Source organism: Streptomyces sp. NPDC048484 (assembly GCF_040651415.1).
Lineage (GTDB): Bacteria > Actinomycetota > Actinomycetes > Streptomycetales > Streptomycetaceae > Streptomyces.
Genome location: NZ_JBEZJY010000010.1, coordinates 112,215 through 125,301 on the forward strand (window position 1 = coordinate 112,215; position 13,087 = coordinate 125,301).

General features: G+C 67.6%; 15 protein-coding genes. 3 read left to right on the top strand and 12 right to left on the bottom strand.

Annotated elements, in window-relative coordinates:
- Positions 1-48 precede the first annotated feature (48 nt).
- From AB0D14_RS12660 to AB0D14_RS12705, 10 genes are all read right to left on the bottom strand, one after another.
- Entirely contained in the window at positions 49-1,218 is a 1,170-nt protein-coding gene (locus AB0D14_RS12660) for a DUF3631 domain-containing protein (protein WP_362777640.1), read from the bottom strand.
- Positions 1,215-1,568, bottom strand: a complete 354-nt coding sequence (locus AB0D14_RS12665; RefSeq protein WP_362777642.1) for a hypothetical protein — start codon at positions 1,566-1,568, stop codon at positions 1,215-1,217. The genes AB0D14_RS12660 and AB0D14_RS12665 overlap by 4 nt, the downstream gene beginning before the upstream one ends.
- A complete protein-coding gene (locus tag AB0D14_RS12670) occupies positions 1,565-2,500 on the bottom strand; it encodes a bifunctional DNA primase/polymerase (protein ID WP_362777645.1) in 936 nt (311 codons plus the stop codon). The genes AB0D14_RS12665 and AB0D14_RS12670 overlap by 4 nt, the downstream gene beginning before the upstream one ends.
- A 93-nt stretch (positions 2,501-2,593) precedes the next feature.
- On the bottom strand, positions 2,594-4,366 hold the full coding sequence (locus tag AB0D14_RS12675) for a MarR family transcriptional regulator (protein WP_362777646.1): 1,773 nt from the start codon (positions 4,364-4,366) through the stop codon (positions 2,594-2,596).
- 301 nt (positions 4,367-4,667) lie between these two features.
- Entirely contained in the window at positions 4,668-4,976 is a 309-nt protein-coding gene (locus AB0D14_RS12680) for a hypothetical protein (protein ID WP_362777649.1), read from the bottom strand.
- Positions 4,977-4,993: 17 nt separating this feature from the next.
- Positions 4,994-5,335 (bottom strand): RRQRL motif-containing zinc-binding protein, encoded by a 342-nt coding sequence (locus tag AB0D14_RS12685; protein WP_362777652.1) that lies wholly within the window; start codon positions 5,333-5,335, stop codon positions 4,994-4,996.
- Positions 5,335-6,345, bottom strand: a complete 1,011-nt coding sequence (locus AB0D14_RS12690; RefSeq protein WP_362777655.1) for a DUF2637 domain-containing protein — start codon at positions 6,343-6,345, stop codon at positions 5,335-5,337. Before AB0D14_RS12690 ends, AB0D14_RS12685 begins: the two co-directional genes overlap by 1 nt.
- A complete protein-coding gene (locus tag AB0D14_RS12695; protein WP_362777657.1) occupies positions 6,342-6,638 on the bottom strand; it encodes a DUF6303 family protein in 297 nt (98 codons plus the stop codon). The genes AB0D14_RS12690 and AB0D14_RS12695 overlap by 4 nt, the downstream gene beginning before the upstream one ends.
- On the bottom strand, positions 6,635-7,078 hold the full coding sequence (locus tag AB0D14_RS12700; RefSeq protein ID WP_362777659.1) for a Pycsar system effector family protein: 444 nt from the start codon (positions 7,076-7,078) through the stop codon (positions 6,635-6,637). The genes AB0D14_RS12695 and AB0D14_RS12700 overlap by 4 nt, the downstream gene beginning before the upstream one ends.
- Complete coding sequence (locus tag AB0D14_RS12705) at positions 7,075-7,341, bottom strand: DUF6284 family protein (RefSeq protein ID WP_362777661.1); 267 nt, start codon at positions 7,339-7,341, stop codon at positions 7,075-7,077. The genes AB0D14_RS12700 and AB0D14_RS12705 overlap by 4 nt, the downstream gene beginning before the upstream one ends.
- A 456-nt stretch (positions 7,342-7,797) precedes the next feature.
- Here AB0D14_RS12705 and AB0D14_RS12710 point away from each other — a divergent pair, with 456 nt between their 5' ends.
- Together AB0D14_RS12710 and AB0D14_RS12715 are read left to right on the top strand one after the other, a co-directional pair.
- Positions 7,798-8,592 carry a GntR family transcriptional regulator gene (locus tag AB0D14_RS12710; protein ID WP_362777662.1) on the top strand — a complete coding sequence of 265 codons (795 nt, stop codon included), beginning with the start codon at positions 7,798-7,800 and terminating at the stop codon, positions 8,590-8,592.
- Positions 8,589-9,254, top strand: a complete 666-nt coding sequence (locus tag AB0D14_RS12715) for a YdcF family protein (protein WP_362777665.1) — start codon at positions 8,589-8,591, stop codon at positions 9,252-9,254. Before AB0D14_RS12710 ends, AB0D14_RS12715 begins: the two co-directional genes overlap by 4 nt.
- 61 nt (positions 9,255-9,315) lie before the next feature.
- Here the strand turns inward: AB0D14_RS12715 and AB0D14_RS12720 are convergent, their stop codons facing one another.
- Positions 9,316-10,590 carry an ATP-binding protein gene (locus AB0D14_RS12720; protein WP_362777667.1) on the bottom strand — a complete coding sequence of 425 codons (1,275 nt, stop codon included), beginning with the start codon at positions 10,588-10,590 and terminating at the stop codon, positions 9,316-9,318.
- 555 nt (positions 10,591-11,145) lie between these two features.
- On the opposite strand from AB0D14_RS12720, the gene AB0D14_RS12725 reads away from it, so the two are divergent.
- Entirely contained in the window at positions 11,146-11,685 is a 540-nt protein-coding gene (locus tag AB0D14_RS12725) for a hypothetical protein (RefSeq protein ID WP_362777668.1), read from the top strand.
- Between the two features lie 296 nt (positions 11,686-11,981).
- Here AB0D14_RS12725 and AB0D14_RS12730 read toward each other — a convergent pair whose 3' ends face one another.
- Positions 11,982-12,665 carry a terpene synthase family protein gene (locus AB0D14_RS12730; RefSeq protein ID WP_362777670.1) on the bottom strand — a complete coding sequence of 228 codons (684 nt, stop codon included), beginning with the start codon at positions 12,663-12,665 and terminating at the stop codon, positions 11,982-11,984.
- Between the last annotated feature and the right edge of the window lie 422 nt (positions 12,666-13,087).

Consider the following 13,087-nt stretch of genomic DNA (forward strand, 5'->3'; position numbering starts at 1 on the left):
GCCCCACATCACCCGATGGGGGCGTAGCCGCTACACGGGTTGCTGCCGCTACAGATTCAGGGGCTCTGAGCTGGGCTGTAGCGGCGTAGCTGATGTAGCGGCTTCCTGGGGAGGGGGGCAGTAGCGCGTCCAGGCGTCTTCCAGGTCCTTGGCGTGGAAGCCTTTGAGGACGCCGCCCGAAGTGCGGATGTTGCGGGAGCGGATGGGTTCGTTGTCGGCGGTCATGTACTCGGCGAGCATTCGGGAGAGGCGCCGGTTGTCGAGCGGCTTGCCGTTCAGGTCGGCCCACGGTGCGTCATCGAGTGCGTTGAGTCGGTCGAGAATGGCGATGGTGGGCAGACGGTCGATGCCGATGAGTACGTGATCACGCAGATCGGTCAGCAGCCGGATGCCCAGGCTGTGCTTGTCGGTGTACTGCGCTGCTTTGACGAGGGCCAAGCAGGCTTCACGAGCCCGCCGGGGCCAGTCGCCTCCGGCGGCGTCCGCGATGGCGAGCAGGGGTTCCCAGACGTCGGCGGGGCGGTCGGTGACGCCGTCAGGCATCTCCGGCCACGCGCCCAGGACCCATCCGCGCGCCTGCTCGGCCCAGGTGGCGAGCCGGTCGCGCAGGGCGGTTCCCTCCTGCTCGTGCAGGCGAGCGCGGAAGGGTTCGACCTTCTCGTTCCTGGCCCTGCGTCGCATGCGGATGATGATGGAGCGGGTCAGGATCGTGTCGGGCAGGGAGCCGAGTCCGGCGACCGCGACGGCGGTGTAGGACGGGAACGGGGTCACGGTCTGGCTGTCGCCCACGCACCGGTAGGTGACGCCGGTACGACGGTGTCCGGCGTTGAGGAATCCACGGAGTTCCTCGTTGTCTCCGGCCTTGGGGCCAAAGACGGTGTCGATCTCGTCGAAGAGGATCGTGGGTCGTCCGTCCGGCCCGGACACCGACCGGAACAGCGCGGCGGCGGATGCGTTCACGGCCACCATCGGACGCGGCACGAGGGTTTCCACCACTTCCAGCGCGCGGGACTTCCCCGATCCCGGCTCCGGGGAGAGGAACGCGATACGCGGCGTGGAGTCGAAGCAGTCGAGCAGGTGGGCGTGCGCGTCCCACAACGCGACCGCGATGTAGGCGGCCTCGGTCGGGAAGACGTTGAACCGCCGGTGGAAGGCCTCTACCTCGTCGAGCAGGGCGGCCCCGTCGGCGGTGGCCGGGGCGCGGGTCTGGTTGGTCATGCGGCGGCCCTTCCTTCCTGGGTGGTGCGGAGCGGGCAGGTGTCGCGGTGTGCTTCGTGGTCGGTGATCAGGGCGAGCAGTCGCCGGTGTCCGATGGCGCTGCGGTCGTGTCCGCACAGGCACTTCGAGGTGGCGGTAGGCACGGCCCGGTGGGGCGCGACGATGTGCAGCCACGCGACGGGGTACCGGCCGTCGCCCCGGTGCGGGTCAGGGAGAACAGCAGTGGGGACGCCTTCGGCGACGCCCTTTCGGTCGCCTACAGCCGTGGTGTCCGCAGGCTGTGGGGCGACACGCAGCCGAGGGGTGGTGGGAGTACGGCAATCCAGGTGGGGGGAGTGGGGGCCGGTCATGAGGCTGTCTGCCGTGGTGTGGCGTGGGTGATGACCCAGTCCATGGCGCTGCGGATGGTGGCGCGGCACTCGGCCGGCGGGAGGCCCGTCGACTCCCCCGCCGCCTGGATTGCCTGCTCTGCTGAGTCCCTGGGGAGGTGGCCCCATGCGACGAACCGCGCCACCTTGCAGGCGCTCTTGTGGAGCGTGTTGTTGCGGCCGTTCGGCCCGCCCTCGGACGCCGCGCGGACGACCGCGCATTCGCGTTCGAGGGCGGTGTTCGCTGCTCGGGTGCCGTCTCGCACGGGCGCCAGTTCCACGTGTGCGGGCTTGGGCTGTTCGGTGAGCGGGGAGGTCAGCCATGCGGGCAGCGGGGCTACCGGAGCATCGTCGAGGATCTCGTATGTGCCGTCGGGGGTGGTGCTGCCGGGGGCGACGACGTATCCGCCCCACGCTCGGGTGTCGATGTGCTTGCCGAGCCGGTCCGCGCTGCACTTGAGCCGCATCTCGGACGGAGCGCTGAAGTACAGGTGTTCCCCTCCGCGCGCGGTCCGCACCCGGTAGGTGCGTGGGATGGCCTGTCCGGCGCGCTCGCAGAGCGCCTGCAACGAAGTCGCGCCGTCAGGCGCTCCTTTTGGCTCTTCGGGCTTGCACACGTCCAGGTCGATGACGAGCAGTCCGGCCGGTCCGGTGGCAATGCCGACGTTGTACGGCCGGGCGCCCCAGGTGGCGTGGATCAGCTCGGGGTTGGTGGTGGCGCGTTGTTCGGGCTTGCGGTGCCCGTTCGCGCACCGTCCGGTTGCCGGGCATGAGCGCTCGGGGTGTCCGGCCGGCCGTTTGGCCCTGGGGTGCAGGGGGATGACGGGCCAGTCCCGCCCCGCGGCTGTCAGCGCGGAGGCGAGTAGGGGCAGACAGACCAGATCTGCGGTCATGATGGTGCCGGGTTGGGGCATGCTGGATGTCTCCAGTTCGATTGCGTGTGCTGGATTGGCGGCGGCCCCGGTTCTTGGCGGAAGGGGGGCCGCCGTTGTCGTGCGTCGGGAGGTTCAGGCGGCGGCGGTGTCGTCGCCGCGTGTGATGGTCAGTCGGCCGTCCAGGGCGCGGACGGCCATGCCGCCGGTCGTGAGGGTCTTGACGGCCTTGGAGACGGATCCTTTGGACAGGCCCGTGATCGTGGCCAAGTCCTTCTGGCGGACCGGTTCGTCGGCGGTCTCGATGGCCTTGAGGACGCGGGCGACGGCGCTGTCCGTGGCGGGCTCGTCCGCCGCCGTGTTCTTGACGAGGGTCAAGGCCGGGGCCGTCGCGGGCGTGGCGGTGCGGGACCACGGGGTGCGGTCGGGCAGCGCGATGACGACGGCCTTGTCCATGTAGCGGACCTTGACCGGGTCGGCCTTGCGCTTGCCGTCCCGGATCAACGCCACACCTGGTACCGGGAGTTCGTCGGCGGTCCATCCCTTGGCCTGTGCGTCCTCCCCGAGCACGACACGGGCCTCGGCAGGCGTGCGCACGGAGAGGCAGATGGAGACGCCGATCTGCGGGGCGATCTGCTTGGGGATGCCGTCACCGATGGTCGGCTTCTGCGTCATCCACCACAGGTCGATGCACGCCGCGCGGCCCATGCGGGCGATGGATTCCAGGCCCGGCAGAGCCGACCGGTTGGCGGTGCGGGTCTTGCCGTCGCTGGTCTCGGTCTCGTAGGGGACCTTGTCGGCGGCGGTCATGACCTCCGCGCCCTCGTCCACGACGACCGTGATCCGGGGCCGCTCGGGTGTGGGGGTCCAGGTGTCCTGTCCCTTGGGCAGGACGCTGAGCCGCTCCAGCATCTCCGTCTCCAGCTCGTCCACCACGTCGATGACGTCGTGGGGAGTGGAGGCGACGCGGGCGCGGTGGTCCCACAACCGTCCCTCAACGCGCTTGAGGTCGATGATGACCAGCGCGTTCGCCTCTCCCTCGGAGGCGTCGAACAGCAGCGGGCGGGAGGCGACCGACTTCCCGGCGCCGGAGCGTCCGGCGATCAGCAGCCGCTCCCCGAGCGGCACGGTCACCGCGTCGCCGGTCACGGTGTCGATGCCCAGCGAGCGTCGCTCGGGCGTCCACGCCAGATCGTCACCATCGGCCGCGCTGCGGGTGCGCAGGATGAGTTCCGCCCACCCGCCGCGCTTGCCCGCCTTGATCTGCATCCGCAGGTCCGTACGGGCTCCGAGCAGCGCCCGCACATGGTCCTCAGCACTGCGGAGCTTGGCCGGGGTCCACTGGCCATCGAGGCGGACGGCGCACACGATGCCCGACTCGGTCAGCGTGGGCTGTCCGGTCAGGGTGCCGACGAGGCCGCGCTGTTCGGCGTGCTCCTTCCAGTGCGGCGGCTGAAGTCGCTTGAGCAGTGCGGCCTCTTCCGCGTTGGGCTTGAGTCCGTCGTCACCGCGATGGCGCACGATGGCCCACACGATCGCGGCCGTGATGGCGAGGGTCACGGCGATGGCCGACCACACCCACACTCGCGCCGGGACGGCCGGAAGCCAGATGTATCCGGCGACGGCCGCACCGAGCGCGGTCTTGGAGGCGAACAGCCACAGCGGGTCGGGCACCCGCCGCTTGGCACTGCGCACCTCGCGCTCCGCGCGGTGACGGAGGGAGGTGATGCCCTCGGGGTCGAGGGCGCGTGCGGTGGCGAGTGCTCGCTTGGCGTCGCGCACGAGGGGCTTGCGCTCAGCGCGCAGGGAGCGGCGGCGGTCGGCTTCCTTGCGCCAGTTGTCGGCCGTCCAGCGGGCGGCGGTTGCTGCGTACTGGCGGTGGGTCCGCCACACTTGGGAGTGGCTCACGGAGTCCTCTTTCCGGGTCGGTGAGTTAGGCGGTGGCGGGCCCTGGCCGGCCTGCCACCGTCACGGTGGGTAGTGCGGTTTCCGGTTTCCTGGTTTCCTACGGGCGCCCCTACGCGTGTGCGCGCGAGGACGGAAACTTCCCTCACGGAGCGTCGCTACGGGGCTTGTTGCGGCCGAACAGCCTTCGGGGGGTGTTGGCCCACACGGAAGGGGTGTCAGGCGCCGTACGGGGCGCCTACGGCCTTCCGCCCGTTCCGGGGCGGACGGGAAGGCCGTAGGCGGGTTGTGCGGGCGATGCGGTTCAGTGCTTGGGGCGGGCGAGGCGCAGCGTGATGCCGCCGATGCCGAGCGTCCCGGCGGCGCCACCGACCGCAGCGGCGGTGTGGGTGGCGAAGTCGAGCAGCGCGAGGAACGCGGCCACGAGGCCGAACACCCCCATGACGCCCGCGCCCGCGATGACGATCGGGAACAGGTAGTGATGCAGCGGGCGCCCGCTGGGGTCGGTGGTGTGCACGACGATGACGACCGGTTGCCCGGTGGCTTCGGCGCGGCGGTAGGCGTCGGCGGGAATGTGCGGGGCGATGATCCCCGGCGGGTCACGATGGGCCATCAGGGGCTCCCGTCTGGTCAGTTGGAGTCGGTGCAGGGAACGCAGGCACCGAGCGAGGTGGGGATGACGTATCCGGCATCGCGGCGGCACTCGGGGCAGATGCGGCGGGCGGTATTCGCCTTGGCCAGAGCCGCCCACCGGGCAGGCGTCATCGGGCGGACGGGCTTGGCCAGGTCGAGGCGGTAGAGGTAGGCGACCAGTGGGCCCCGCCGTCGGCGGGGACGCTGGAGTTCGGCGGCCACGTCCTGACCACCCGGACGCAGCTCCATCGCGCGGAGCTGCCGGCGGGTGGCCAGTCCGTCAGGAGCCAGCCGCCACCGATAGACAGGCAGCGAGCCACTCACCGGCGCGGTGGTCATCAGTGGCCAGAGGCGGCGAGATCAACCGGAACGCCGTTGACGGGCCCGCGCAGCTCGGCGTAGCGGGTCGAGACCCAGCCCACCGACCAGCCGCACAGCTCCGCTGCGGTCCGCACCGACATGCCCTCCGCGCGGGCGGCGGCCACGATGGCGCGCGCGTCGTCCTCGGGCAGCTTGTCCGTGGCGGGACCGGCGGACAGCAGAGCGGCGCGTTCACGCGCGCCCCGCTCCTCCCGCTCCTGCCGTTCACGACGCTCACGCTCAACGCGCTCGGCACGCTCCCGCTCAGCGCGTTCAGCGGCCTCCCGCTCACGGCGTTCACGCTCGCGCCGGAGCTGTTCACGCTCGCGCTCCGCATGTTCACGCTCGGCCCGCTCAGCTTCCTCCCGAGCCTGCTCACGCTCGCGTTCCTCACGCCGTGCGGCGGCCTCCCGCTCGGCCTGTTCACGGACCATCAGGGCTTCGTGCTCACGCTGTTCACGCGCCAAAGCGGCCGTGTGCTCGCGTTCCTCACGGGCCCGCCGCGCCGTCTCCTCACGCCGCTCGGTCATGGTGCGTTCGCGGGCCTCCCGCTCGGCGTGCTGCTTGGCTTCCAGCGCCATCACGGCGGCGGTGATGGCGCGCCGGTAGGCGAGTCCGGTCTCTGCCGTGACGATCAGCAGCAGCGGAGCGACCGCATGCACGGCCACGCCCACCAGGTCGTTTTGCAGCGCGGAGTCCGCGACGTTGAGGGCGAGGGTCATGCAGCCGGTCATCCACCGCAGGGCGATGGGCCACCGTCCGCCGTTGCCCCCGAGCCGGGCGAGCACCGCGTCCAGCCGGACCACGATGACCACGGCGGCATCGACAACGAGGGGCAGGATGGGTGCGGTCCAGTCCCACTTGTCGGGGGTGTGCGCGGCAGCGAGCGGCGTGACGGTGAGGATCGAATAGAGCATCGCGCCCGCCACGATCAGCCACGTGCCGACCGACAACGCCCGCTCCGCTGAACGGATCTGAACGCCGTTCATACGCGCACCCCCGACCATGAACGCACCCGGATCGCAGCGATCAGAACGACTGGCGAGGCGGGGTTGTCGGGGGTCTCGCTGTACTCGGTCCACGTCCACTCAGCGCCCGGTACCGGCTCGAAGCCGAGCACGCTGAGCGCGTCCGTACGGTCCGTGAACGTCGGCACCGCACGCCCGAACCGCTGCTCCGGCCACCGCTCCGTGGTGTTCATCAGGACCACGTACAGACGCCAGCGGCTCTCACGGACGGACATCTGCGCCATGAACTCCTGCGCCGTCTTCTGGCCGCTCATGCCACACCCCCGAGGGTGAACAGCGCGGCGAGGACGATCAGCGTCCCGCCGACGTAAATCAGGTCGATGGCGCGGCGCAGGCCGGTGAACTTGGCCAGCGCGATGCGGGACAGGTTCGCGATGTCCGCCGCCAGGTCCTCGGACAGGGTGGCCGTGATCTGTTCGGCGGTGAGCGTGGCCCACAGCGGGAAACCGTGCCGGCCGCGCAGGTTCGGGCGCACCGAGCGCAGCAGCAGAGCCGCCGCCGCGATCAGCAGTCCCGTCCCGATACCGCCCGCGATGCAGGCGTGCAGGGGAAGCGGGACGTCCTTGGCGACCGTCCACGTACCGGCCAGGACCGCGCCGACGAACGCCAGCAGCAGACCGGTCTTCGTGTCGGTCCGTGCGATCTCCGCCTTCACCTCCGCGTGCGCGGCGGCGAGCGTCTGGGGGGTGCTCATGCGCCCACCCCGGGAATGTGCATCGTGGTGAGGTTGGCCGCCGCGAGACGCGCGGTGAGCACCTTGCGGCGGGCCCGGCGGATACGCCGCGTGTCCACCTCGTTCGGGGTGCGGTCGAGCGCGATGATCTGCGCGTCCAACAACTCGACTTCCGCCGTGATGACGGGCATCTCGCACTCGATCGCGTCCAGCTCCGCGAACGTCGGCTCGCGGTCAAACTCGTCAGCGGTAACAACCTTCTGATCAGCACCGATGTGCACCATGGGTCGCAGTTCCCTTCACAGGTGGAACGGCCCTACAGCGGCTCCCGGGTGGCACCCCGGGAGCCGCGCGCCGTTGAAGTCGGAATGTCCGGCTCCCCTCAGCGCTGCTCGTACGAGACGAGCAGCGGAGGCAACCGGCCGCAGCCGTTGAGCTGCGGAAAGGTCAGTGGCTATACCGCACGCGGGACAGAACCCGCGCACGCCGCCCTCTTGCTTGCAGAGGTGGAGCGGCTACCTCAGGCACGCTGTTGAGTTTTCAAGAAACGACAGACAGGGGGCTCCACGTAGAGGCGAGCTATCCCGAACCGGCACGGCGCTGGAGAAGCCCAAAAGAGGGCGCCCCTCGGTCGCTGTCCTAGGACTGCGACCGGCCTGAAATGAGAATGCATCACAGTCCCAGGACTGTCAACAGTCCTGGGACTGTGGTTCACTGGGACGCGTCGAAAGGAGTTCTGCATGGCGCCCAAGTGGCGAGAACTGGCGGACCGGCTCGCCGAGCGCATCAGGAACGGTGAGTACGCGCCTGGCCAGCAGCTTCCGCACATTCGCGAGCTAGTGGAGGCGGGTGAGGGATCGAAATCCACGGTTCATGCGGCGTACAAGGCGCTGGAAGCTGAGGGGCTGGTGACCTCTTCCCGTGGTCACGGCACGGTCGTACGGCAGCAGGCTCCGCTGAAGCGACTGGGTATCGCCCGGTACGACAAGGCTAAATGGCGGGACGGTGACGAAGTCGCGTTCATCGCTGACCGAGTAGCGTCAGGACGCGCGTACCGCAGGAACGAGCAGACCCAGAACGTCAGCCGCGTGAAAGCGCCGGCACTCGTGGCCGAAGCGCACGGACTGCCCGATGGCGCTGAGGTGTACGCGCGTGCGCGCCTGGTCAAGGAAGGGTCGCAGCCGACGCACACACTGACCAGCTACTACCGGCCCGAGCACGTCGAAGGCACGCGCATCGTCGATCCGTCTCCGGGCCCTGCCGGACGTGGCGGCGGCTTCCGCGTCCTGTACGACGCCGGATACGAAATCGACCACATGAAGGAAGAGATCTTCGCGCGCGTGCCCACTGCGGAAGAGGCTCAGCTCCTCCAGCTCTCACCAGGTGAATGGGTGGTGGAGCTGCACCGCACCACGTACACGGCGGAGGGCACTGTGGTGGAGTTCGCCATAGGAGTCCACGCAGCTACGCGCTTCGCGTGGGCCTACGACTTCAAGGTGCCCGACTCAGCAAACGCGGAGGACGAGAGCAAGTGATCTCGACACAGGCATGGGCCGACGCTCAGCGGCTCTGGGACTTCCAGCAGATGGGCCATGAGCCGCACCCATGCTCTGTGGCGATCGGGCTGGGCAGTCATGACCTGGGGGTAGCTGACACCACCGCAGAGCTGTACCTCCGTGGCATGGCGCCGCTCATCGTTTTTACCGGTGCGACCAGCCGTACTACGCGTGAGCGGATGCCCCAGGGTGAGGCCGAGCACTACAGAGCCCGCGCTGTGGAGCTGGGAGTTCCAGCGTGCGCCATTCTCATTGAGCCCAGGGCCCGGAACACCGGCGAGAACATCCGCTTCTCGCGTGCTCTGCTTGACGAACGACGCGTTCCCGTCTCATCTGTTCTGCTGGTGAGCAAGCCATACGAGGAACGGCGGGCATATGCGACGGCGCGAAGGCTTTGGCCGGACGTCGAGTGGGTAAGCGCGTCTACGGGTATGACCTTCCCGGAATACACCAATTCGATCCAGGACGCACGACTCGTTATTGACATGCTGGTTGGAGCTCAGCAGCGGCTCATGGTATACCCCCAACAGGGGTTTATGATTGAGCAGAAGATCCCCATTGAGGTGGCCGCAGCATTTGAGCGCCTATGTCACGAAGGCTTTACGAGTCGACTCATGTCTAATACTGCGCAGGGGAGCTGATGAGAAGGTTGAGCGAACTGCAAATCACATCCAGTCCCTAAGCTTGTGATATGGAACGTCATCAATCACTCGTTTCAGGCGATACCTTCCTGGAAGCAACCGTTGCCACGCCCACTTGTGTAAGTTGGATAGACCCTTTTGCGCGTCCACCGCTGTTGAGTGCGGTGACTGCCCAGGTTGCCACTCCCTCGCCTTCAGCCCAGGAATCAGCAATAAAGTGGATCTTGGGCAATTTCACTTGACCTTCAGCCCTAACGCTGGCGACGTTGAATACTGCGAGCCCTGTTTCAATCGAGGTTTCCATTTCGCCGGGGCCGTGGTATGGAGTGCCGATAGAGTTGATTACGCCTGAGTTGAAGAGGGCGGAAACCCTAGTGCCCAGCGGTTCCGGCGCCCGAGGTTGGCGGAATTCCTCTTCTTCGTAATCCTCGGCGAGGATCGCTATCAACCACGTCGGAAAGCTCAATTCTACTCTCACGCCCTGGTGGCTTACCTGGTCAGGATTGGATACTGTAAGCTCCAGGGCGCCCCCTCCGCCCCTGACGTACGCCTGTCTTGCCAGGTTTTCAAGATGGTCGCGATATTCTTCCAGGTGTTCAGCAACCTCATTCTTGTAGTCGTCTTCTGTGCGGTTATCCATGCCGAAGTTGTTACGCCGACGTGTGGAGTTCTGTGGGTGATTCAGATCTTCTTTCCGTTTGGTCGTAATCTCGTCTACGTACTCATCGAACTTCCACAAAGGGATCTTCACAGGCTCCGTTTCTGAGGTGACAGTCATATTCTGCGGAGCGGCCGTCGATTGTGTGGCCCGACGGGTTAGTGAAAGCACCTCTCCTGGGTTCGCCTGCATGGTGCGACCAGTTCGCCGAACAAAGATCATTCCTGCGATATAGTTACCGAACTCCTTGTGGAGGGTATGGATCTGGTCGCCGATTTTTGGCGGCTCAACTGTAATCATCAAAACGGTTTTACCGTCGAGTGACACGTAGCTGGCAGACCATTCCGGGCCATGGTGGCCGAGATAAGATTGCAGGCCAGAATCTAGATCTGCCAGGTCGATGCTTATAACTCCCTCCACATTTTTAGGCTCCACTCCGATTGCGATGTACCCGTAGCCGTGGCATATGATGGAAGATTTCTCGGGCATTCGGTTGGCCATGCCGATAATGTGGCGAGCAATAGTCGCTTTCACCTCCTTCGTCGTGAGGTCATAACTTGATTTCCACTCAATCCAGTCGTTTTCGTCATGCTCGCCTGCATCGCGAATCGCTTCGGCCAGCTCCAAAAGCTGCCGAGGGCTTCGAAGCGGGCGGTCGGTAGGGATGCTCAGTGCCATGGTCGAAGTATGGCAACTTGGACATGGCAACGTCTCGCGGTTTGTCGCTCTGCCGGAAACGCTTCGGCCAGATGGGCCGGTAGCGGCACGCGTGGAGGGATGAGGGATACCACCCAGACTGGCTGGTATCCCTCCGGTGTGCGATGGCGGCGTCTAAGGCGCCCTCTGTGGCGGCATGGGTAGGGGGCTGTATCTGCCCCAGTGTGGCCATCCTCCGGCCAGACGGGTTTCTGGTGAGGCGACGTACATCCCAAACGGGCTGGTCAAGTGCCGTTTGCGTACGACTTCTTGAACGGTCTTGAAAACCGTCGTCGCAGCGATGTGACCGTGGGTTCAAATCCCACACCCACCGCAGACGAATGGCCCCTGACCATCGGTCGGGGGCCTTCGTCGCGTGTGCTGCCTGCTGGTGACCGCGATTCCCCGAGCCTCCCCGTGAGTCCCCGGCCGGTCGGGCACGGATGGGGCACGGTCGGTCTGCTGGGCCGCCCAGCCGGTGCCCCCTCGCGGCGATACTCGGTGGAGCCGGTTGGGTAGGCGCCGCAGGATGGGCGTATGAGCCTGCCGACCGTCACGCACCGGGTGGAGTTTCTACGCCACCCTCACCCCGGCTACCCGCACCTCATGGCCTGGGGCATCCGGATCGACGGCACTGACCTGCGCGTCCTGGTCGCGGAGGCGACGCGCGCGCTCTGGAGTCGGGAGCTCGACGAGGATGACGACACCCTGCAGGAGCGCGAGGGATTCCTGCTGGGGCAGCACGCTCCGCTGTACCTGGACGACGACGCCGACGGCGCCCGGGCCCGGGCTCATTTCCTGGGCGACGCCCCACCGGATCTCCGTGACTGCGACACCGGCGCCCTGTGCCTCCTGGGCTGCTCCTGCGGGATCGACGCCTGCTGGCCCCTGCTTGCTGTGGTCCGCGCCACAACGACGGAGATCATCTGGTCCGGCTTCTACCAGCCACACCGGCCGGAGTGGGGTGAACTGACCCTGGGCCCCTACGTCTTCCCGCGCTCGGCCTACGAGGAGACCCTGGCCGCGCCGGTCCCGCTCACCCAGGACCCCCTCGCCCTGCTGCTGGGTGAGGGATAGCCGCCAGCAGGGGCTCAGCGTCGCTCCTCCACGCCGTCAATGTGGAGCGCGCCACTGTACGAACGACCTTGACGTACGCTCTGGGCCGCGTCCGCTCGGCTCTGCCTGGGGCGTCGGTGGACGGTAGCTGGCGGCCACCCCTGGCTTATTCGAACCGTCTCGCGGTCTCTCCACCCGCGCCCCGGAGCTGACCAGGGCGTGTGGCCCAGGGGGCCCAGGGGTAGGGGGGTGAGGGCGGTCCTGTGGCGAGAGGCTGACTGAACGCGCCCCCCCCAGGTCGGCTCGCCGACCCGGGCTCATCCCTCGTCTTCCGACCGGGCGGCCCCTTGGTGGGTGCTGTATCGACCGGACCGGGTGCAGAAGTCTGCGCCTCCCTTCATGAGGGTGCGGAGGTCGGTGGTGTGCCGGTAGATCAGGGGCCGGTCCTTGATGGGGGTGCCGAGGGTGTCCAGGAGGTGGGGGACGGTGGCTTCATGAGCGAGGAAGGTGTCGGTGTAGCCGCGGGTCATGGTGTGGATACGTGCCAGGGCCTGCTGCCGGGAGAGGCCCTGATGGCGTTCGAGGACGAGGACGAGGTTGTGCGGGTCGCCGGCCGTTTCTTCCTTCGGCAGGGACTGGACGTCCTGGGTGATGTTGATGACGCGGGTGGTGCTGTGGCGCATGGCCTGCAAGGGAGTGCTGTTCACGACGTCGGCGGGGACTTCGTAGTGCCCGGTTCGCTCGACGGCGTCCATGATCAGGGGGACGGCTCCGGTCAGGTCGCGGTGGCGCAGGTAGGAGCCGGTGTTCGGAGCGGTGTGCGTGCGACGGTTGGCGCATTCGGTGATGTAGGCGGTGAACCAGCCTGTCCAGTTGTCGGCTGTGCGGCTGACGAAGGTGGGGGACATGTCCTGCTGCCAGCGAGCCCACAGGTCGGTGAAGGCGCTGACGAATGGGGCGTCTTGAGGGGCTGGGGGGTGTGCTGAGGCTGGGAGCGTCATGTGGGGTGACGACGGTGATCAGGGCTTGGAAGAGGCGTTGCGCGCGGCCGGGGGTGGTCAGGAAGGCGGGGTCGTCGGTGAGGTCGTTCCAGAGGGCCCACCAGGAGACCCAGTCGCTGACGAGGTCCAGGTCGGCTCCCGTTGCGTCGGGGTAACTCAGGCAGGCGTACAGCGGCATGTCGTAGCGGTCGATCTTGGCGTGGTGGGTCGACTGGGGGGTCAGGCCCATGCGCTGGGCCCAGGTTCGGCTGTGGGCGGTGACGCGGGCGCGTTCGGGGCCGGGTGTGCTGCGGGGAGCGAAGGGCAGGTCGAAGGGCCAGTTCTGGAGGGGGCCTTGGTAGGCGCGCGGTCCGGGGAGCGTGATTCCCTGCGGGGGCGAGGGGACGACGGTGTCGTTCATTTGAGCGTTCACCTCAGGGTGG

What these genes read in the sequence shown, in the direction of transcription:
- AB0D14_RS12660 (WP_362777640.1), bottom strand. Translation starts at nt 1,218, where the DNA reads ATGACCAACCAGACCCGCGCCCCGGCCACCGCCGACGGGGCCGCCCTG.
- AB0D14_RS12665 (WP_362777642.1), bottom strand. Translation starts at nt 1,568, where the DNA reads ATGACCGGCCCCCACTCCCCCCACCTGGATTGCCGTACTCCCACCACC.
- AB0D14_RS12670 (WP_362777645.1), bottom strand. Translation starts at nt 2,500, where the DNA reads ATGCCCCAACCCGGCACCATCATGACCGCAGATCTGGTCTGTCTGCCC.
- AB0D14_RS12680 (WP_362777649.1), bottom strand. Translation starts at nt 4,976, where the DNA reads ATGGCCCATCGTGACCCGCCGGGGATCATCGCCCCGCACATTCCCGCC.
- AB0D14_RS12685 (WP_362777652.1), bottom strand. Translation starts at nt 5,335, where the DNA reads ATGACCACCGCGCCGGTGAGTGGCTCGCTGCCTGTCTATCGGTGGCGG.
- AB0D14_RS12690 (WP_362777655.1), bottom strand. Translation starts at nt 6,345, where the DNA reads ATGAACGGCGTTCAGATCCGTTCAGCGGAGCGGGCGTTGTCGGTCGGC.
- AB0D14_RS12695 (WP_362777657.1), bottom strand. Translation starts at nt 6,638, where the DNA reads ATGAGCGGCCAGAAGACGGCGCAGGAGTTCATGGCGCAGATGTCCGTC.
- AB0D14_RS12700 (WP_362777659.1), bottom strand. Translation starts at nt 7,078, where the DNA reads ATGAGCACCCCCCAGACGCTCGCCGCCGCGCACGCGGAGGTGAAGGCG.
- AB0D14_RS12705 (WP_362777661.1), bottom strand. Translation starts at nt 7,341, where the DNA reads ATGGTGCACATCGGTGCTGATCAGAAGGTTGTTACCGCTGACGAGTTT.
- AB0D14_RS12710 (WP_362777662.1), top strand. Translation starts at nt 7,798, where the DNA reads ATGGCGCCCAAGTGGCGAGAACTGGCGGACCGGCTCGCCGAGCGCATC.
- AB0D14_RS12720 (WP_362777667.1), bottom strand. Translation starts at nt 10,590, where the DNA reads ATGGCACTGAGCATCCCTACCGACCGCCCGCTTCGAAGCCCTCGGCAG.
- AB0D14_RS12725 (WP_362777668.1), top strand. Translation starts at nt 11,146, where the DNA reads ATGAGCCTGCCGACCGTCACGCACCGGGTGGAGTTTCTACGCCACCCT.
- AB0D14_RS12730 (WP_362777670.1), bottom strand. Translation starts at nt 12,665, where the DNA reads ATGACGCTCCCAGCCTCAGCACACCCCCCAGCCCCTCAAGACGCCCCA.